Genomic DNA, 18,543 nt, shown 5'->3' with positions numbered 1-18,543 from the left:
CGACCGCGCCCGTGAGCGCGGCCGACGCGGCAGGTGGATCAGCGTGCGCCGAGAGCGTGCTCGACGGCCAACTGGTTGAGCTTCACAAACGCGTAGTGACGCTCGCCGAGAGCGTCGGCGTCGGCGTCCTCGAAGACCGACAGGTCGGCCAGCAGGTCGTCCAGCGTCTCTCCCTCACCAAGGGTCGGCTGTGCGAGTTCGCGAATGCCGCTGGCTTCCCACGCGGCCTGCACCTCGGGGTCGGCGCGGTAGGCAACGGCGCGCTCCTTGAGCAGCAGGTAGGTGGCCATGTTGGCCTCGGCCGACTCCCACACACCGTCGACACCCTCGGTGCGCGAAGGCTTGTAGTCGAAGTGACGAGGACCGTCGTACTTCGGTCCGCCGTTGGGGAAGCCGTTCTCCACCAGGTCGACGGTGAAGAAGGCCGAGAGCAGGTCGCCGTGACCGAAGACGAGGTCTTGGTCGTACTTGATCGAGCGCTGACCGTTGAGGTCGATGTGGAAGAGCTTCTCCTGCCAGAGCGCCTGCGCGATGCCGGAGGTGTAGTTCAGGCCAGCCATCTGCTCGTGGCCCGTCTCGGGGTTGAGGCCGACGATGTCGCCGTTCTCGAGCTTGGCGATGAAGCCGAGCGCGTGGCCTACCGTCGGTAGGAGGATGTCGCCGCGGGGCTCGTTGGGCTTGGGCTCGATCGCGATGCGCAGGTCGTAGCCCTTGTCCTTGATGTAGGCGGCCACGGTGTCGATGCCCTCGGCGTAGCGGTCGAGGGCTGCGTTGATGTCCTTCGAACCGTCGTACTCCGCACCCTCGCGGCCGCCCCACATGACGAAGACATTGGCGCCGAGCTCGGCGGCAAGGTCAACCTGGCGGATGACCTTGCGCAGGCCGTAACGGCGCACCTGGCGGTCGTTGCTGGTGAAGGCGCCGTCCTTGAAGATCGGGTGGCTGAAGGTGTTGGTAGTCACCATCGGCACCACCAGGCCCGTCTCGTCCAGCATCTTCTTGAAGTCGCCGATGATGCGCTCGCGCTCGGTGTCGCTGCTGCCGAAGGGCACGAGGTCGTCGTCGTGGAAGGTCACGCCGTAGGCGCCGAGGTCGGCGAGCTTGCGGGACGCCTCGATCGGGTCGAGGTGCGGACGGGTAGCGTCACCGAACTGGTCACGAGCCTCCCAGCCCACGGTCCACAGCCCGAAGGAGAACTTGTCATCACGAGTTGGCTTACTGACCATGCGGGGCTCCATCCATGCGCTAATTTGTTGTTCCGCTAAACATATGGCTCGTTGAAGAGAGGGGTCAAGAGGTGTCACGAACTGTCCAGGTCGTCCCGATGGGACGCCGCACGCCCGCCGCCGCGCGTCAGGCGTCCCTGCGCGAACACAACCTGTCGCTCGTACTGCGTGCGATCCTCGAGGCCCCGAAACCGGTCACTCGCGCCCAACTGGCCGCGCAGTTGGGTCTCACCCGCGCCACGATCTCCGGGTTGGTCGACACCTTCATCGAGGCCGGATTCGTCGAAGAACTCGAGCCCGTGATCGTCAAGGGCGCCGGCCGGCCGGGCGTACCGCTGACCGCCACGACCGCCCGGGTCGTGGCCATCGGCGTGGAGATGCAGGTCGACCAGGTGACCGTCGGAGTCACTGACATCGGCGGGCGGCAGATCGCCCGCGAGACCGAGTACGGCAACTACCGCCACAGCGATCCGGCCGAGGTCGTCGAGGCCGTGCACGCCCTGGCCACGCCCATCGTGGAGAGCATGCGCAGCAAGGGCGCGACCATCCTGGGCGCGGGCTTCTCGGTGCCCGGACTCACCCGTCGGGGCAGCGGCGAGATCCGCTTCGCCCCCAACCTGCACTGGGAATCAGTCGACCTCTTCCACCTCGTGCGCAGCCACCCGACCTGGGCAGATACGGTCTGCGTGCTCGGCAATGACGCCGATGTGAGTGCTCTCGCGGAGTCGTGGGCGCGGGCGAAAGTACGCGGCAATCCCACCACCGGCCAGAACTTCATCTACCTCGCCGGCGAGGTCGGCATCGGTGGCGCGATGGTCGTCCAGGGCCGTTTGCTGGAGGGCCAGCACGGCTGGAGCGGCGAGATCGGGCACATGTGCGTCGACCCCTCGGGCCCACCCTGCTCGTGTGGCGCACGCGGCTGCCTGGAGCAGTACGCCGGACGCGATGCCCTCTTCCGGGGCGCGGGCCTCGCCCTCGACGACGACATCTCCGCACTCCTGCGAGCACTGGAAACCAGCGACAAGGTAGCCCTGGACGCGGTGCGCACCGCTGGCCAGATGCTCGGACTGGCGCTGGCGAATGCGATCAATCTGATGGACGTCGACCGCGCCGTGCTGGGCGGCTTCCTTGAGCAGTTGCACCCCTACCTGCGCCGCGACATCGAGCGCGAGCTCTTCTCCAGGGTGATGGCAGCACGCTGGACACCGCTGCAGGTGGAGGCCGGCCAACTGGGTCGGCGCGCGTCGGTGATCGGGGCCGCACGCCTGGTGCTCGACCAGGTGATCGCCGACCCGATCGCGTGGGTCGGCAACGGCGCCTGAACTCGGTGGCCGAATCGTTATCTGCGAGTTTTCCGAAACCCGTTGCGCGTGACCGCGACCACACAATATGTTTACCGGCGCAACAAATAGGCGGTTGAGCCTACGACTCGCTGCACGACGGCAGCACCCCATGAAAGGGACCAAGATGACCCGGAAGTTGACCACGGCGGTTGCCGCGGTGGGCGTGACTGCCCTCATGTTCAGCACCGCTGCGTGCAACAGCAGCCGCGACGGCGGTTCGGAGAGCAGCTCGGGCGCCTCGGGCGCCGCAGCCAAGTTCGACAAGAGCTCGCTCATCGGCATCTCGATGCCGACCAAGAGCCTGGAGCGGTGGAACCGCGACGGCGCCCACCTGCAGGACAAGCTGAAGTCGCTGGGCTACACCAAGACCAGCCTGCAGTACGCCGACAACAAGACTGACCAGCAGAGCAGCCAGATCCAGAACATGATCAACCAGGGCGCCAAGATCGTGGTGATCGCCGCGATCGACGGCACCGCGCTCACCCCGGTGCTGCAGACCGCCGCCACCAAGGGCGTCAAGGTCATCGCGTACGACCGCCTGATCAACGGCAGCAAGAACGTCGACTACTACGCCACCTTCGACAACTACAAGGTCGGCCAGCTCCAGGGCAACTTCATCAAGGACAAGATCGGCACCAACAAGGTCAACCTCGAGCCCTTCGCCGGTTCTCCGGACGACAACAACGCCAAGTTCTTCTTCTCCGGTGCGTGGGACGTCCTCAGCCCGCTGGTGAAGTCGGGTCAGATCACCGTCCCGTCGGGCAAGGCGCCCAAGAACAACGATGACTGGAAGTCGATCGGTATCCAGGGCTGGACCTCCGACGCCGCCCAGACCGAGATGCAGAACCGTCTCAACTCCTTCTACACCGGTGGCAAGAAGGTCAACGTCGTCCTGTCGCCCAACGACTCGCTGGCGCTGGGCATCGCCCAGGCCCTGGCCGCCGCCGGTTACAAGGCCGGCGCCGACTACCCGGTGCTGACCGGTCAGGACGCCGACCTGGCCAACGTCAAGAACATCCAGGCCGGCAAGCAGTCGATGACGGTCTGGAAGGACACCCGCGCGCTGGGTGACCAGGTCGCCAAGATGGTCGACCAGATCGCCTCCGGCGGCAAGGTCGACGTCAACGACGAGAAGACCTACGACAACGGCACCAAGGTCGTCCCGACCTACCTGCTGGCGCCGGTCGTCGTCACCAAGGACGACATCAAGACCAAGTTGGTCGACTCGGGCTTCTACAAGGCCTCCGAACTGGGCATGTGATCGAGATTCGATCCCGTGAGACATCGCTTCTGGGCAGTCTCACGGGATCGTTTCGTATCGCAGGAAGAAAGGGCCAGCAATGGAGCTGACGAAGGACGCGCCCACCGGCGACACGATCCTGGAGATGGTCGACATCACCAAGACGTTCCCCGGCGTCAAGGCGCTCAGCGAAGTCACCTTCCGCGTGAAGCGCGGTGAGGTGCACGCGATCTGCGGCGAGAACGGCGCAGGCAAGTCGACCTTGATGAAGGTGCTCTCCGGCGTCTACCCGCACGGGTCGTACGACGGCGAGATCAAGTTCGAAGGAAAGACGGCGCAGTTCAAGGGCATTCGCGACAGCGAGGCCGAGGGCATCGTCATCATCCACCAGGAACTGGCGCTGTCTCCCTACCTGTCGATCGCCGAGAACATCTTCCTCGGCAACGAGCGGGCCTCGCGGGGCGTCATCAACTGGCACAAGACCAACGGTGAGGCCTCCAAGCTGCTCAAGCGCGTGGGCCTGAAGGAAGGGCCCGACACCAAGGTCGTCGACATCGGTGTCGGCAAGCAGCAGCTGGTCGAGATCGCCAAGGCGCTCTCCAAGGACGTGAAGCTGCTCATCCTCGACGAGCCGACCGCCGCGCTCAACGACGACGACAGCGCCCACCTGCTGGGGCTGATCCGCACCCTGCGCGAAGAAGGCATCACCTGCATCATCATCAGCCACAAGCTGAACGAGATCGCCGCGATCGCCGACTCCACCACGATCATCCGTGACGGCCAGACGATCAAGACCCTCGACATGCACGGCGCCGAGCCGGTCACCGAGGAAGAGATCATCCGCCTCATGGTCGGCCGCAGCCTCGACAACCGCTACCCCGACCACGTGTCGAACCCCGGCAGCGAGGTGCTGCGGCTGGAGAACTGGACGGTGCACTCGCCCCTCGATCCGAACCGGGTCGTGGTCGACGGCGCCGACATCTTCGTCCGCGCCGGCGAGATCGTGGGCATCGCCGGACTCATGGGCGCCGGACGCACCGAGCTGGCGATGAGCGTCTTCGGCAAGACCTACGGCTCGCGCATCTCCGGACAGATCTTCATCGACGGCAAGCCGGTGAAGATCAACAACGTCACCGACGCCATCAAGGCGGGCCTGGCGTACGCGTCCGAAGACCGCAAGCGCTACGGCCTCAACCTCATCGACGACATCAAGCACAACACCACCGCTGCCGCCCTGCGCAAGATCAGCCGCGGAGTCGGGGTCGTCAACCAGGCCGGTGAGTACAAGGTGGCCGAGGAATACCGCCGCAAGCTCAACACCAAGACGCCCACGGTGGACGCTGGTGTCGGCAAGCTCTCCGGCGGCAACCAGCAGAAGGTCGTGCTGGCCAAGTGGATGTTCACCGACCCCAAGGTGCTCATCCTCGACGAGCCCACCCGCGGCATCGACGTCGGCGCGAAGTACGAGATCTACGGGCACATCAACGCGCTGGCGGACGCCGGCAAGGGCGTGCTGGTGATCTCCTCCGAGCTGCCCGAACTGCTCGGAATCTGCGACCGCATCTACGCACTGTCCCAGGGCCGCATCACCGGTGAGGTGCCGCGCGCCGAAGCAACCCAAGAACGACTCATGCACTACATGACCATGGAGAAGGAGGCGGCTCGATGACCGAGACCCCTGTACCGGCCGGATCAGCTGACTCCTCCGGCGTCGGCCTCAACGAAGAACTGCTCACCCCGGGCAAGGAGCCCGGCGACGGCGCATCTGCTGCCGACCGGGTCAAGAAGGGCAACCTGCGCGAGTACGGCATCCTCGGCGCGCTCGTTGCGATCATCCTGCTGTTCGAGGTGCTCACCGACGGCAAGCTGCTGCAGCCCGACAACGTGTCGAGCCTCATCCAGCAGAACGCCTACGTGATGATCCTGGCCATCGGCATGGTGATGGTGATCGTCGCCGGCCACATCGACCTCTCGGTCGGATCGGTGGTCGCCTTCATCGGCGGTGTCATGGCGATCGCCATGATGGAGTGGAACCTGCCCTGGGTGCTGGCCGTGCTGTTCGGCATCGGCCTCGGCGCCCTCATCGGTGCGTGGCAGGGCTTCTGGGTGGCCTACATCGGCGTCCCGGCGTTCATCGTGACGCTGGCCGGCATGCTCATCTTCCGCGGTCTTACGATCGTCATCATCGGCCAGACCATCGGCGGTCTGCCCGACGGCTTCCAGCAGATCTCCAACGGCGGCATTCTGGGCTGGCTGGGTTACGCCGGTGAGCTGGACGTCTTCACCCTCGTGCTCGGTCTGCTCGCCGTGGCCGGCTTCATCATCAGCCAGCTGCGCACCCGCGCAACGCTGCACAAGCACGAGCTGATGGTCGAGCCCTTCGGTGCGTTCGTCGCCAAGATGGTCATCATCTCCGCGATGCTGCTCTTCTTCACCTGGGTGCTCGCGCGCAGTGCGATCGGTACGCCGTACGTGCTGATCATCGTGGGTGCGCTCATCGCGGCGTACACCTTCCTGATGGGACGCACGATCTTCGGTCGTCACATCTACGCGATCGGTGGCAACGTCCACGCCGCCGTGCTCTCCGGTGTGAACGTCAAGAAGGTCAACTTCTGGATCTTCGTCAACATGGGCGTGCTGGCCGCGGTCGCCGCAGCCGTCACCACCTCCCGCGCCGGCGCCGGTGTGGCAGCGGCCGGTACCAACTACGAGCTCGACGCCATCGCGGCCTGCTTCATCGGTGGCACCGCCGTCACCGGTGGTGTCGGCAAGGTGTCGGGCGCGATCATCGGTGCACTCATCATGGGTGTGCTCAACATGGGTCTGTCGATCATGGCGGTCGACCCCGCGTGGCAGCAGGCCATCAAGGGTCTGGTGCTGCTCGCGGCAGTCGCCTTCGACCTCATCAACAAGCGCCGCGCGGCCAGCTGAGTCTCGTCCGTATCGCTATCGCTCGAGCGCCCCTCCGGTTGATCCGGAGGGGCGCTCGGTTTGTCGACCTGGATGCTGCTCAGTTGAAGACCATTCCGCCGTCGATGAGCACCGACTGACCGGTCATGTAGTCGGAGTCCGGCCCAGCGAGGTAAGAGACGAGCCCTGCGACGTCGGAACCGACCGACACCCGCCCGAGCGCGATGCCTTCGGCCATGGCCTTCATCGACTCCCCCTTGCCCACCTGGTTGATGGCGCCCAAGTCGCGGTCGATCTCCTCCCACATGGTGGTGTCGACGATCCCCGGACAGTAGGCGTTCACCGTGATGCGGTGCTCCGCCCATTCCTGGGCCGCGGCCTGGGTGAGCGCACGCACTGCGAACTTCGACGAGCAGTAGACGCCCAGCAGCGGGAAGCCCTTGTGCGCAGCGATCGAAGCGGCGCCGATGATCTTGCCGCCGCTGCCCTGCTCGATCATCTGGCGAGCAGCTTCGGTGTAGCAGAGGAAGACGCCGCGTCCGTTGATCGCGTGCACTCGGTCGTACTCCTGCGGCGAGACCTCCAGCAGCGCCTTGGTCTGTGCGATCCCCGCCCGCGTTGGCCACCATGACATCCAACGAGCCCAGTTCGTCCGCTGTGGCGCGCACGAGCCGGCGGACGTCATCGTGACTGGAAACGTCGCCGGTGGCCGTGGCGATGGTGGTGCCATGGGAGCGCAGTTCTTCGGCGGTCTGCTCAAGTGCGTCCGACATCGACGGCAGATCGGAGACCAGCAGGTTGTGACCGTCTGCGGCCAGTCGTACCGCGATGGCCTTGCCGATACCGCGAGCCGCTCCGGTGATGTGAACATTCGACATGTGATGCCTCTTTCAGGACAGGTGGTGGGTTTCGGGGAGTGCGTGGACAGGCGTGTCGATCCCCTCGTACCGCGCCTTCAACTGGATCGACAGGTAGCGCGAGTAGTGGCGCGACTGGTGCAGGTTGCCGCCGTGGAACCACAGGTTGTCCTGCTGGGTGGGCTTCCACATGTTGCGTAGTTCACCCATCCACGGGCCGGGGTCCTTGGTCGTGTCGGAGCCGAGGCCCCAGCACTTCCCCACCTTGTCGGCCACCTCCTGGCTGATGAGCTTGGCCGCCCATCCGTTCATCGATCCGTAGCCGGTGGCGAAGACGATCAGATCCGCGTCCAGGTGACGGCCGTCGTCCAGCACCACGCCTGTCTCGTCGAGTCGCTCGACCACGGCGGGCGCGATCAGCTTGATCTCACCCTTGGCCACGAGGTCGGAGGCGCCGATGTCGATGTAGTAGCCCGATCCGCGCCGCAGGTACTTCAGGAAGAGACCGGAGTCGTCGTCGCCGAAGTCGAGCATGAAACCCGCCTTCTCCAGACCGTCGTAGAACTCCTTGTCCTTCTCCCGGATGACGTCGAAGGCCTGCTTCTGGACGCCGGGCAGCACCTTGTAGGGCAGCGACGCGAAGATCAGGTCAGCCTTGTCGTGATCGATCCCGTTCGCGACGGCTTCCTCGGAGTAGAGCGGGCCGAGCACCTCGGTCATCAGCGAGTCGGATTTCACGATGTGCGTGGTCGAGCGTTGGAGCATCGTCACGTCGGCGCCGGCTCGCCACAGGTCGGCGCAGATGTCATGCGCGGAGTTGTTCGATCCCACCACCACGACCTTCTTGCCGGTGTAGGCGTCCCCTCCGGGGTGCTGCGAGGAGTGCTGGATCTCGCCGGCGAAGGTTTCCATGCCCGGCACCTGCGGCATGTTCGGGACGCCCGACATGCCGGTGGCCAGCACGAGCTGAGTGGGGTGCAGCGTGACGTTCTCGCCGTCGCGGACCACGTTGACGGTCCAGGTCTGGGCGCTCTCGTCGTACTGCGCCGACAGGCACTCGGTGCTGGTCCAGTAGTCCAACTCCATGATCTTGGTGTAGCTCTCCAGCCAATCACCGATCTTGTCCTTGGGCGTGAACACCGGCCAGTTCGCCGGGAACGGAAGGTAGGGCAGGTGGTCGTACCAGACGGGGTCGTGCAGGCACAGCGAGTGATACCGGCTGCGCCACTGATCTCCCGGACGCGCGTACTTGTCGACAATCAGGGTGGGGACGCCGAGTTGCTTCAGCCGCGCACCCAGGCCGATCCCACCTTGTCCACCTCCGATGATCAGCACGTACGGCTGGTCCTCGTAGCCCAAGCGCGCCTGGCGCTCCTTCTGCTCGTCCAGCCAGTTCTTCGTTCGGCTCGGGTTGCCGTGTTCGGCGCCGCGCGGACGACTCGCGCCCTTGGCTTCGGGGTGGTCACGTAGTTCCTGAGCAGTGGTGAGCAGCGTCCACGCTTTGCCGTCGCGCAGCCGCACCAAGCCCTTGCCGTTGACAGTGTCGTTCTCGAACTCGATCCACGCCTCCACGACTCCGTCGGCCGCACTGGCTTCGGTCACGCGAATCTTCCTGGGCCGCAAGCCTTGAGGTGCGGCGTCGAGCATCCGGACGATCTGCTCGTGCCCCTCTGCGGTGTGCAGGTTCCACGTCAGAGAGACAAGATCGCGCCAGTAGCTCTCGTCCTCGAACAACGCAGCCACCGCTGCCGGTTCATCACCGGCAAGGGCCTGCTCGAATGCGTCCGCCCAGTGCTGAGCGGTGGTGGTTTCGTCGGTCATCGCGGCTCCTTCGACAGTGATGTGGGTCACATCGCGACGGTAGGAGCAGACCTGCGCGGGACAGAAGGGTTGCAGAAGGTTGCAGTGGTCAGTCGACGGCGCAGGGTGCGGTCAGCCGATAGGGACGGCTTTCGAGCAGCTCCCCGAGCAAGCGTCTCAATCGCGAGACCTCGGCACGCATCGAAACCACGCTCCCCAGGCCGAGCTGGTCCTGCAACTGCGCGGCACTCAGTCCATCGGGAGCCAATGCCAGGGCCCGCACGATGGACGCATGCTGCGGGGTCAGGGAGAAGGTCGACGTGCTTGCGCCACTGCTCACCTCGAGCAGCGCGCGCGGGTGGGTGATCAGGTGCAAGGAGGCCATCTGGCCATCCGGTAGCGATCGCAGCGACCAGCCGCCGGGCAGAGCCGAACACTCGAACATGCCAAGAGTCGGCAACCACACCCGTCCCTCGGTCAAGCCGCGCGGAGTCCAGACCCTCTCCGGCGCATGCCGTGAGCGAGCGGCCGCGACCCATCCGTTGACGTCGAGGACGAGGTCGGCGTCCGTGGCCTTGTCAGCCAACACGTTCAACGAAACCCGATGTCGGGCAGCGAGTTCCGATTCCACAGCGCTGATGACAGCGTTGGCAACCAGGGTCAGCGTGTGGGGGTGCGCGCTGGCCAGTGGTCCCGACATCGTGATCGCCCCGATGATCTTGGTCGTTGCCGGATCGCGCACCGGCGCGCCGGTGCAGACCCAGCGATGCTGGTCGGGATTGCTGTGCTCGGGCCCGAACAACTGGATCGGGCGCCCCTCGGCCAGCGCCGTTCCGAGTGCGTTCACCCCGACCGCGCCCTCCGTCCAGCGAGCACCCTCCACGAAACCCAGTTGCTCCGACTGCCGTCGGACGACCGGAGCCCCGTCGACCCAGAGCACCACGCCGTCGGCGTCGCAGACGACCAACTGATTCAACGAATCGGTGGCGGTGTCGAGCAGGAGTTGTTGCACTTTGGCGGTGGCCTCGGCCAGCACCCGTGCGGATTCACGACGCCTGCGCACCTCCGGCCCGGCGAGCAGTTGCTGCGACTTTGCGGGGGCATGTTCGGGGTCCAGGCGGGCCCACGCGCGGGCGACTTCCGGTCGTAAGAGTTCCGGCACGACGCGGGTGGCAGCCCATCGCTCGTGCAAGCGGGCGAGGTCTGCGACCTTCTGGCGCAGGTCGTCCGGCACCCGCACAGCCGGAGTGGCGCGCGGAATGCTCATCAGAACCTGCCTCTGTGCGGGGTGCTCCAGTGTCTCAGGTCGAGCTCGCCCAGGCGGCGCTTTGGTCAGTTGGGTCTCTTGCCCCGCCGGGCCCGGAAGAAGTCGGTCAGCAGCTGTGCACACTCCGCCTCGCGGACGCCACCGGTGACACTGAGCTTGTGCGGACTGCGGTTGGTCGCCACGACGTCCCACGCACTTCCGCACGCACCGGCCTTGGCGTCCCAGGCGCCGAAGATGACGCGTCCGATGCGGGCTTGCATCACCGCGCCGGTGCACATGAGGCAGGGTTCGAGGGTGACGACGAGGGTGCAGTCGTCCAGCCGGTAGTTGCCGTGGGTGGCGGCTGCGGCGCGGATCGCGACGATCTCTGCGTGCGAGAGCGGGTCGTTGACGGCGACGCGTTCGTTGCGTCCAGTGCCGATGACGCCGCCGTTCTGGTCGAGTACGACTGCACCCACGGGGACGTCTTGGGTAGCCAGTGCCGCCGTCGCTTCGTCCAGCGCACGCTGCATCCAGTCGTCCACGGGCTCGATCACCCGTAGAGTCTGCTCCATGCGTGTTCTGGTCGCCAATCACCCGCTGATCGCCCACAAGCTCACCTACTTGCGGGACAAGCGCACCGACTCCCCCACGTTCCGCCGGTTGGCCGAAGAGCTGATGACGCTGCTGGCCTACGAGGCCACGCGTGAGGTGCGGGTCGAGCCGTTCGACATCGAGACGCCGGTCTCGCCGACGACGGGTATCAAGCTGTCGTCGCCGAAGCCGCTCATCGTGCCGATCCTGCGGGCGGGCCTGGGCATGCTCGAGGGCATGGTGCGCCTCCTGCCCAGCGCGGAGGTCGGTTTCCTCGGCATGCAGCGCGACGAGGAGACCCTCGAGGCGATCACCTACGCCAACCGACTGCCGGACGACCTCTCCGGACGCCAGGTGTACGTGCTCGACCCGATGCTCGCCACCGGCGGTTCGCTGGCGATGGCCATCCGCTACCTCGCTGAGCGCGGTGCTGACGACATCACCGCGGTCACGTTGCTCGGCGCCCCCGAAGGTATCGAGTTCATGAAGAAGGACCTCGCCGAGCTGCAGATTCCGATCACGCTGGTCACCGGCGCGATCGACCAGCGGCTCAACGAGCACGGGTTCATCGTGCCGGGCCTGGGCGACGCCGGCGACCGGCTCTACGGCGTCGCCGACTGATCACGGACGTCCAGGAACGACAACAGCTCAGCTGAGCAAGGGCTCGTCGGCATGCTCCGGCAGCCGCTGCATCGTCCGGATCGAAGGCACCGCGAGGGTCGACAGTGCGATCGCGGCGTAGACCACACCGGACGCGATGAGCAGTGGCTGGAGTGGGACGGCGGTCGCAAGCGCGCCATACAGAAGCATCCCGATCGGCATGGCGACGAACGATCCGACCATGTCGTAGCTGACGACCCGGGACAGCACGTTGGGCGGAATGCGTTCTCCCAGAGCGACATTCCAGCCGGTTCCGAAGGTCTCCATGCCGGCACCGCAGCAGAAAGCCACGATCATCATCGGCACGGTCACGGGGTGCACGCCAAGCAGCACGATCATCAGGGCAGCACCGACCCCGATGCCGAGCATGCCGGCGCGCAAAGGGTGCAGCACGCTCAGCCGCAGCAGCACGAGCGACATCAGCAACATTCCTGCGGCCTCCGCGCCCATCACCCAGCCCCAGCCCTTGATGCCGAGGGTGTCGGTGTTCTTGGCGACGAGCGGTCCGAGCACGAGGATCGCCCCCGACTGGATGGCGTTCATGGCACCGAAGGCGAGCACGATCACCCACAGCCACGTGCGTGATCGGAACTCGGTCCACCCTTCCCTCAGTTCATGCACGATGCCGGTGTCTGCTCGGACGACGCCCGGCAACTTGACCGGCAGCAGCAGGACGCTCGACACCACGAACGATGCCGCGTCGATTGCAAGTGCCCAGGGCGCACCACCGATGGCCACGAGCATTGCCCCGAGCACTGGGCCGAGGAACTGCGCACTGTTGCGCACGAATGCCATGAGTGCGTTGGCCTGTTGCAGGTCGCGACGCGGCACGAGTTGAGGCACCAAGCCATGGACGGCCGGTTGCGCAAACGCGCTGGTAGCGCCGGCGAGAGCACCCAGGCCGACGAGGATCGGCACCGTTGCCCGGTCGGTGAACAACAGCCACGCGGTGATCGCCAGCACGGTCGCCGACGACAGGTAGGTCGACTGCAACACCACTCGGCGGCTGAACCGGTCGGCGATCACGCCACCGAAAAGCGCACACACGACGTTGGCGGTGATCTGTGCAGCAAGCACCTTCGACAGCGCGGACGCGGAGTTGTCGACGTGCAGCACCGCGAAGGCATACGCAACCGAGGTCATCATGCTGCCGAAGCGGTTCACGCTGGACGCAAGGAAGAACCAACGGAAGTCCCTGTGCTGCAGCACTCCCCATGAGTCAGCGAGCTTCATCGTCATCTCTCATACCGAAGAGCCAGGTGAGGAGCGAGACGTGCTTGGCACCGGGCGTGCGCGGCGGCAGGGCCTGCTCGTGCGCCAGCATCGACGCGCGCGCGATCAACGCGTGCACCTCGTCCAGCACCTCCGGGGGCAACCAGACTTCAGCGTCCGCGAAGATCCTCGGACCTTCATCGGCCAGCGGAATACGGCGCCGCAGTTCGGCATCAACTGCTTGGCGCATCTGCTCCAACCGGACGATGCTCGGCCGCTGCTGGCCGTCCGCTGGGGTGTCGAACCGAGCCACGTAGCGGTATTTCTTGGCAACGCCTCCTCGGATCTTCTCGGTGGAAGCGACCTCGAGTTCGCCTGCCGCGGCGAGACGCCGCAAGTGATAGCTGGCGTTCGCCTGGGTGATGTCGAGCTCGCGCGCTACTTCAGCGGCGCTGAGCTCGACGCCTGTGAGCAGCGACAGGATGCGCAGGCGAATCGGGTGCGCCAACGCGCGAGCGGCGCGTAGTTCAGCATCCTCCAAAGACATGTTGGGGAGTAAAGCGGACCACGTCGCGCACTGTCAAGCACTTGCTTGAGGGTTGCCATCCAGCGGCTGGCTTTCCCTTCTGAGCGGGCGTTGTGAGCGCTCGTGCTCACACAAACCGGACGCAAATCGCACGCTTTTTCGCCGAGAACGTGTGATTTGCGTCCGGTTTGTGGCCTTGGCCAGGAAGCGAAGCGCGCCGGATCCGTCAGTCGAGCGGAGGCCAGGCGTCGCCCCAGCGAGCGTCTCGAGCTTGCTTGTAGGCCTGACCCTGCTTCTTGGTGACAACACGGCGCCCCGCCTTGCCGGCCGCGTCGCACACGGTCAGGTCGACAAAGCCCTTCCGCTTCAACGGGTATCTCAGGATGCGCGCGGCGGCCGGCGCGGACGCCGAGCGCACGGCGAAGACGAAGCTGAACTTCTCGTCCTCGTAGCTGAGGTCGCCTCCCTTGATCTGCCGGTGCAGCGCGGAACGCTCCACGCGTGCCGCGAAGTGGCACCAGTCCGGCTGCCGCACAGGGCAGTCGCCCGACTGCGGACACGGCGCCGCAATCGTCCATCCGGCAGCCGCCAGTCGCTGACGGGCGGCGAGGATGCGTTCGTGGCCCTCCGGGGCGCCGGGCTCGATGACGAAGACCGCCTTGGCCGCCGCCCCTGCGGCCGCGTCGACCAGCGAATCACGTTGCGCCACAGACAGTTCCGAGAGTACGAACGACACCGTGACGAGATCGGCAGCGGGCACCGCGGCGCCGACCCGCCAGTGCGAGAAGGTCATGGGCAGGACGTCCGCCGCAAGTCGCGCACCGCATTCGAGCGCGGCGTCCACCTGGTCGAGCACCCGCACCGAGGAGGGCTCCCAGACCGCGGACGCCGCCCACGCCGCAGCGCCGGTGCCGCCGCCCAGATCGACGACCGATTCGATCGGTTCGGCGAAGCTCTGCGCAGCCAGCGTGAGGGCGCGCTCACAGGCTGCGTAGGTGGCCGGCATGCGATAGGCGGCGTACGCAGCGACGTCTGCCGGCCCCGTGAGAATCGGTTCGGATGCGGCACCACCTCGGCGATAACGCTCGCTCAACCGGGCCGTTGCTTCGGCGAGCGCTGCGCGAGGACGTCCCGCGAGTTCGTCGTCGAGGGCGGCACGAAGGGTGGGCGCGAGCGAGGGCACATCAGGAGCGTAGTAGGACGCGACACACGGGCAGTGCGTGGAAACACCAGTCACACGCGTCACTGCTGGCACAATGATCTGCGCACCTGTGCTCACCGCGGACGCCTCGCCCGCATTTCGACCGAAGGGTCCACACCATGGCAACCGAGAAGATCAAGAGGATCACCATCTGGGTGATCTTCGCCTTCGTTCTCTACGCCATCTTCACCAACCCCAACAAGTCGGCCGACATCGTGCACAACATCTGGGATCTGCTGGCCACCGGCGTCCGCAGTATCGGCGACTTCTTCAAGGCGATCCTCGGGCAGTAGTCGTGACGAGCAGTACCGCCGCAGGTTCGAGCCACGCGAGAACTTCGCGGGGCGGACGGCCATGATCAGCCCGCACGAATCCGGGCTCTCCTCGACCACCCTGGTCGATCACCGTGGTGCGCAGTCGATGCGCCGCTTCCTCGTACACGGCGAGGAGATGGTCGTGGTGCACCGGCCGCACTGGATGTCACTCTTCGGCACCTTCTTCGCCCTCGCCTGCGGACTGATCGTCACCCTGTGGGTGGGTTTCACCGCTCCGGCCTCGCTCGGTTGGCTCGCCGACAAGACGTGGTACGTGCTGGCCGCGATGCTGGTCTTCACCGCCGCGCGGGTGTGGCTGTGGAGTCGCGACTGGTTCGCCGCCACCGACCAGCGACTCATCTGGCGACGCGGCATCCTCAACCAGAAGACCGCGATGATGCCGCTGCAGAAGGTCACCGACATGTCCTTCAACCAGCCGCTCATCGGGCGCTTCCTGGGCTACGGCGAGTTCGTGATGGAAAGTGCGGGCCAGGACCAAGCCCTGCGGCTGCTCACCTACATCCCGCACCCCGAGGCGTCCTACCGGGCGATCTGCGGGCAATTGTTCAGCAAGCCTTCGGACGAACCGTCGCCTGCGATGGTGCCGACCCGCGACTCGTACGACGACCGCACAGACGACACCGATCCGTTCCTCAAGCCGATGACCGTCGACACTCGTGGCGCCGACGCCCGGCGAGCAAGGCCACCGGTGCCGGTGTCTCAGCGTCCCGTGCCCGTGGTGCCCGAATCGGACGTCGCTTCGCGCCTCGGCACGTACGTCGACCGCTATCGCGACAAGGCCCGCACCCCGTTGCGCGAACGGCTGCTTCGCGGCCCGCAACCGGTCGACGACCCGCTGCAGCACGAGGACGCCGCCGAGATCGAGGAACCCTTCCAGGACACCCCGTGGTCGGTCAGCACCGAGCACGCCAGCCCCACCCACCGGGTCGACCGCCGCCGCGACTGATCCCCGCGGGCCGTGGGAGACTCTGCGGCAGAAATGTGCGTCCCGCCAGGGCTGGGCGCACACCGACCGCGCGCAGGAGATTCACCACATGGCCGTCCGTCCCATCACGATCATCGGACACAAGGCGCTGCACCAGCCGACCAAGAAGGTCAAGGAGATCACCGACGAGATCCGCACCCTGGTGGCTGACATGTTCGACACCATGGAAGCCGCGCACGGCGTCGGCCTTGCGGCGAATCAGGTGGCGGCCCGCCAGCGCATTTTCGTCTTCGACTGCCCCGCCGAGGACGAGAACGAGCCCAATTACGTTGGCGTCATTGTGAACCCGGTGCTGGAAAAGGGCGTCGTCCCTCCGGGCGAACCGGACGAGGACGAAGGCTCCGAAGGATGCCTGTCGGTGCCCGGCGAACACTTCCCCACGCCGCGAGCCGACTGGGCCCGCGTCACCGGCACCGACCTGGACGGCAACCCGGTGTCGTACGAGGGCACCGGCCTGTTCGCCCGTTGCCTGCAGCACGAGACCGATCACCTCGACGGCAAGCTCTACCTTGAGCGCCTCACCCCGTCGCAGCGCGACCTTTCCCGACAAGCCCGCAAGGAGCGCGGCTGGGAAGCCGACGGCATCACCAAGTGGGACCCCGCCACCCAGAAGGCCGACAAGGTCTGACCAGCACCAGCCGCACGATCGCAAACTCGCTGCGCCCCAAGCGCCGGCCGGCGCGCGCAGTTTGATCGGCTTGACCCGTGAACTTCCGCCGTCCGACGCTGCCTGATTTCACCCACGCACTCAAGGCGATCTTCGGTCTGCTGCTCGTGGCCGCTCTGGGCTACCTGGGCGGCGTCGGAATGACGAGCCTGTTCCCCACGACGGTCACGACGAAGTACTACGCCGCGGACGTCCGGCTCGGGCTCGTGCCTGATTCCACTGCCCGACTGCCGACGATGCTCGGCGACCTGTCGGTGGAGTTTGATGGACCACTGCCTGCGCCGGGCTTGTTGATCGATCCGCAGCTGCGCCGCGATGTCACCGAGGCGTTCACCGACGGGGCCCCGTCGGTCTCGACCTTCCAGCCGACTGCGCAGGAGTTGGACGCTGCCGCGCGCGCCGCGCTGGTGGGGGTGGCTTGGCGATTCCTGCTCGGCTTCGGTCTGGTGGTCGTGGTGCTGCTCGGTGCGCGAGCGCTGTGGCGCAGGCCGTTCGCGGCCACCGCGGCGACGGCATTCGCGACCACCTTGGCGCTGGTGGCTCCGGCCCTCGCGGGTTTCCTGACCTACCGTGAGGACAACATCGGCGCGGTCCGCACCACATCGCTGCTCTCGGTGGCCCGGCAGGACATGGACCTGCTCGGTGATCTGGAGCGACGGGGAGCCGAATCGTCGCGCTATGTCGTCAGTGCCTTGGCGCTCTCGGATGCCTTACAGAGCAAATACACGCCTGCCGCGAAGCCGCGGCCGACCGCACTGCGGGTGCTCTTCATCAGCGACATCCACGGCGCCAACCAGTACGCCCTGCTCAAAGATCTCGTCACCACCCAGAAGATCGACGCCGTCGTCGATTCGGGCGATCTCATCAATTTCGGCAGCGTGCAGGAGGCCGAGGCGGCCGGCATCTTCGACGACATCGCCGACCTGGGCGTCCCGTACCTGTTCGTGCGTGGCAACCACGATGCAAGCAGTGCGAACGACACCAGCCTGGTCAGCCGCTTGAGCCGCATCCCCAATGTCGTGACTCTGCAACCGGATTCGAAGTCGTACCAGAAGGTGAGGATGGCGGGAGTTACCTTCGGCGGCTTCAACGATCCGCGCTACTACGGCGACAACGATCCCAAACTCCCAGCCCTCCAGGAAAACGCTCGCAAGGCCTTCGTGCGTGCGTGGAAGGACGGCGAACAGACCCAGCCGGACGTCGTCGTCAGCCACGAACCCGCCGCGACCAAGGACGGCTTCACCGCCGATCAACTACTGATCTCCGGCCACACCCACAAGCCGGCGCGGGAGGACAACCGGATGACCGTCGGCACCTTCACCGGCGGCGGACTCTTCGGCGCCAAGATCGCGATCACCGCCGACGCCGGCACGGAGGTGCTGACCCAGTCGTACTCCTTCGACATCGCCGAGTTCGACACGTCCTGCTCCCTGGCGACGGTGCGGCGGTACACCTTCTCCGGCATCCTCGTCGGACGTCCGCAGATCGAGTCGACGACCGTGCTCTCCGGCCGACAGTTCGTCCCAGAGGCCAAGGACCGCACCTGTGGCGGGTCGACCGATCCGGTCGTCACACCGATCCAGATGCCGTGAAAGAACTTCGATTTCGCATCCGCGGCAGGGACCGGGTAAAGTAACTCGTCGTTGCCCGTGAGGGCAGCAAGCACCCGTAGCTCAACGGATAGAGCATCTGACTACGGATCAGAAGGTTTGGGGTTCGAATCCCTACGGGTGCGCTCTGT

Annotated in this window: 17 protein-coding genes, 1 tRNA gene and 1 pseudogene; 10 read left to right on the top strand and 9 right to left on the bottom strand. The window is 66.0% G+C overall.

The window, feature by feature from the left end; genetic code table 11:
• Positions 1-38 precede the first annotated feature (38 nt).
• Positions 39-1,226, bottom strand: coding sequence for a xylose isomerase (xylA, locus tag J5M86_RS01480; RefSeq protein WP_188059832.1), 1,188 nt, complete (start codon positions 1,224-1,226; stop codon positions 39-41).
• Between the two features lie 71 nt (positions 1,227-1,297).
• On the opposite strand from xylA, the gene J5M86_RS01475 reads away from it, so the two are divergent.
• The 4 genes from J5M86_RS01475 to mmsB all read left to right on the top strand — a co-directional run bounded on the left by J5M86_RS01475 (position 1,298) and on the right by mmsB (position 6,740).
• A complete protein-coding gene (locus J5M86_RS01475; protein ID WP_188059833.1) occupies positions 1,298-2,548 on the top strand; it encodes an ROK family protein in 1,251 nt (416 codons plus the stop codon).
• 130 nt (positions 2,549-2,678) lie between these two features.
• The gene (locus J5M86_RS01470; RefSeq protein WP_305847084.1) at positions 2,679-3,830 is read left to right on the top strand and encodes a sugar ABC transporter substrate-binding protein; all 1,152 of its coding nucleotides are present in this window, start codon (positions 2,679-2,681) and stop codon (positions 3,828-3,830) included.
• Positions 3,831-3,909: 79 nt separating this feature from the next.
• Positions 3,910-5,478, top strand: a complete 1,569-nt coding sequence (gene mmsA / locus J5M86_RS01465) for a multiple monosaccharide ABC transporter ATP-binding protein (protein WP_188059835.1) — start codon at positions 3,910-3,912, stop codon at positions 5,476-5,478.
• Complete coding sequence (mmsB, locus tag J5M86_RS01460) at positions 5,475-6,740, top strand: multiple monosaccharide ABC transporter permease (RefSeq protein ID WP_188059836.1); 1,266 nt, start codon at positions 5,475-5,477, stop codon at positions 6,738-6,740. The genes mmsA and mmsB overlap by 4 nt, the downstream gene beginning before the upstream one ends.
• 79 nt (positions 6,741-6,819) lie before the next feature.
• Here mmsB and J5M86_RS01455 read toward each other — a convergent pair whose 3' ends face one another.
• The 5 genes and pseudogenes from J5M86_RS01455 to tadA all read right to left on the bottom strand — a co-directional run bounded on the left by J5M86_RS01455 (position 6,820) and on the right by tadA (position 11,155).
• Positions 6,820-7,353: an SDR family oxidoreductase gene (locus J5M86_RS01455; protein ID WP_255427451.1), complete on the bottom strand. Its 534-nt coding sequence runs from the start codon at positions 7,351-7,353 to the stop codon at positions 6,820-6,822.
• Positions 7,354-7,390: 37 nt separating this feature from the next.
• Positions 7,391-7,597: pseudogene (locus J5M86_RS15705) on the bottom strand (SDR family NAD(P)-dependent oxidoreductase); the annotation flags it as partial.
• 12 nt (positions 7,598-7,609) lie between these two features.
• Positions 7,610-9,397, bottom strand: a complete 1,788-nt coding sequence (locus J5M86_RS01450) for an NAD(P)/FAD-dependent oxidoreductase (RefSeq protein WP_188059837.1) — start codon at positions 9,395-9,397, stop codon at positions 7,610-7,612.
• An 88-nt stretch (positions 9,398-9,485) separates the two neighbouring features.
• Positions 9,486-10,643, bottom strand: coding sequence for a GAF domain-containing protein (locus J5M86_RS01445; protein WP_188059838.1), 1,158 nt, complete (start codon positions 10,641-10,643; stop codon positions 9,486-9,488).
• Positions 10,644-10,708: 65 nt separating this feature from the next.
• The gene (gene tadA, locus J5M86_RS01440; RefSeq protein ID WP_188059963.1) at positions 10,709-11,155 is read right to left on the bottom strand and encodes a tRNA adenosine(34) deaminase TadA; all 447 of its coding nucleotides are present in this window, start codon (positions 11,153-11,155) and stop codon (positions 10,709-10,711) included.
• 40 nt (positions 11,156-11,195) lie between these two features.
• On the opposite strand from tadA, the gene upp reads away from it, so the two are divergent.
• Positions 11,196-11,837 (top strand): uracil phosphoribosyltransferase, encoded by a 642-nt coding sequence (gene upp, locus J5M86_RS01435; RefSeq protein ID WP_188059839.1) that lies wholly within the window; start codon positions 11,196-11,198, stop codon positions 11,835-11,837.
• Positions 11,838-11,864: 27 nt separating this feature from the next.
• Here upp and J5M86_RS01430 read toward each other — a convergent pair whose 3' ends face one another.
• The 3 genes from J5M86_RS01430 to J5M86_RS01420 form a co-directional block, all read right to left on the bottom strand.
• Entirely contained in the window at positions 11,865-13,115 is a 1,251-nt protein-coding gene (locus tag J5M86_RS01430; RefSeq protein ID WP_208965075.1) for an MFS transporter, read from the bottom strand.
• Positions 13,096-13,635 carry a helix-turn-helix domain-containing protein gene (locus J5M86_RS01425; RefSeq protein WP_188059841.1) on the bottom strand — a complete coding sequence of 180 codons (540 nt, stop codon included), beginning with the start codon at positions 13,633-13,635 and terminating at the stop codon, positions 13,096-13,098. The genes J5M86_RS01430 and J5M86_RS01425 overlap by 20 nt, the downstream gene beginning before the upstream one ends.
• 205 nt (positions 13,636-13,840) lie before the next feature.
• Positions 13,841-14,797: a small ribosomal subunit Rsm22 family protein gene (locus tag J5M86_RS01420; RefSeq protein WP_188059842.1), complete on the bottom strand. Its 957-nt coding sequence runs from the start codon at positions 14,795-14,797 to the stop codon at positions 13,841-13,843.
• Between the two features lie 137 nt (positions 14,798-14,934).
• Between J5M86_RS01420 and J5M86_RS01415 the strand changes: the two genes are divergently transcribed.
• The 5 genes from J5M86_RS01415 (at position 14,935) to J5M86_RS01395 (ending at position 18,537) form a co-directional block, all read left to right on the top strand.
• Positions 14,935-15,108: a hypothetical protein gene (locus J5M86_RS01415; protein ID WP_188059843.1), complete on the top strand. Its 174-nt coding sequence runs from the start codon at positions 14,935-14,937 to the stop codon at positions 15,106-15,108.
• Positions 15,109-15,169: 61 nt separating this feature from the next.
• Entirely contained in the window at positions 15,170-16,096 is a 927-nt protein-coding gene (locus J5M86_RS01410; protein WP_188059844.1) for a PH domain-containing protein, read from the top strand.
• A gap of 88 nt (positions 16,097-16,184) precedes the next feature.
• Positions 16,185-16,763 carry a peptide deformylase gene (gene def / locus J5M86_RS01405; protein ID WP_188059845.1) on the top strand — a complete coding sequence of 193 codons (579 nt, stop codon included), beginning with the start codon at positions 16,185-16,187 and terminating at the stop codon, positions 16,761-16,763.
• Between the two features lie 77 nt (positions 16,764-16,840).
• Positions 16,841-18,394 (top strand): metallophosphoesterase, encoded by a 1,554-nt coding sequence (locus J5M86_RS01400; RefSeq protein ID WP_188059846.1) that lies wholly within the window; start codon positions 16,841-16,843, stop codon positions 18,392-18,394.
• Positions 18,395-18,464: 70 nt separating this feature from the next.
• Positions 18,465-18,537, top strand: a tRNA-Arg gene (locus J5M86_RS01395).
• Positions 18,538-18,543 lie beyond the last annotated feature (6 nt).

It is taken from the genome of Yimella sp. cx-51 (assembly GCF_017654605.1).
Classification (GTDB): domain Bacteria; phylum Actinomycetota; class Actinomycetes; order Actinomycetales; family Dermatophilaceae; genus Yimella.
This window is presented reverse-complemented; position numbering and strand designations above follow the sequence as displayed.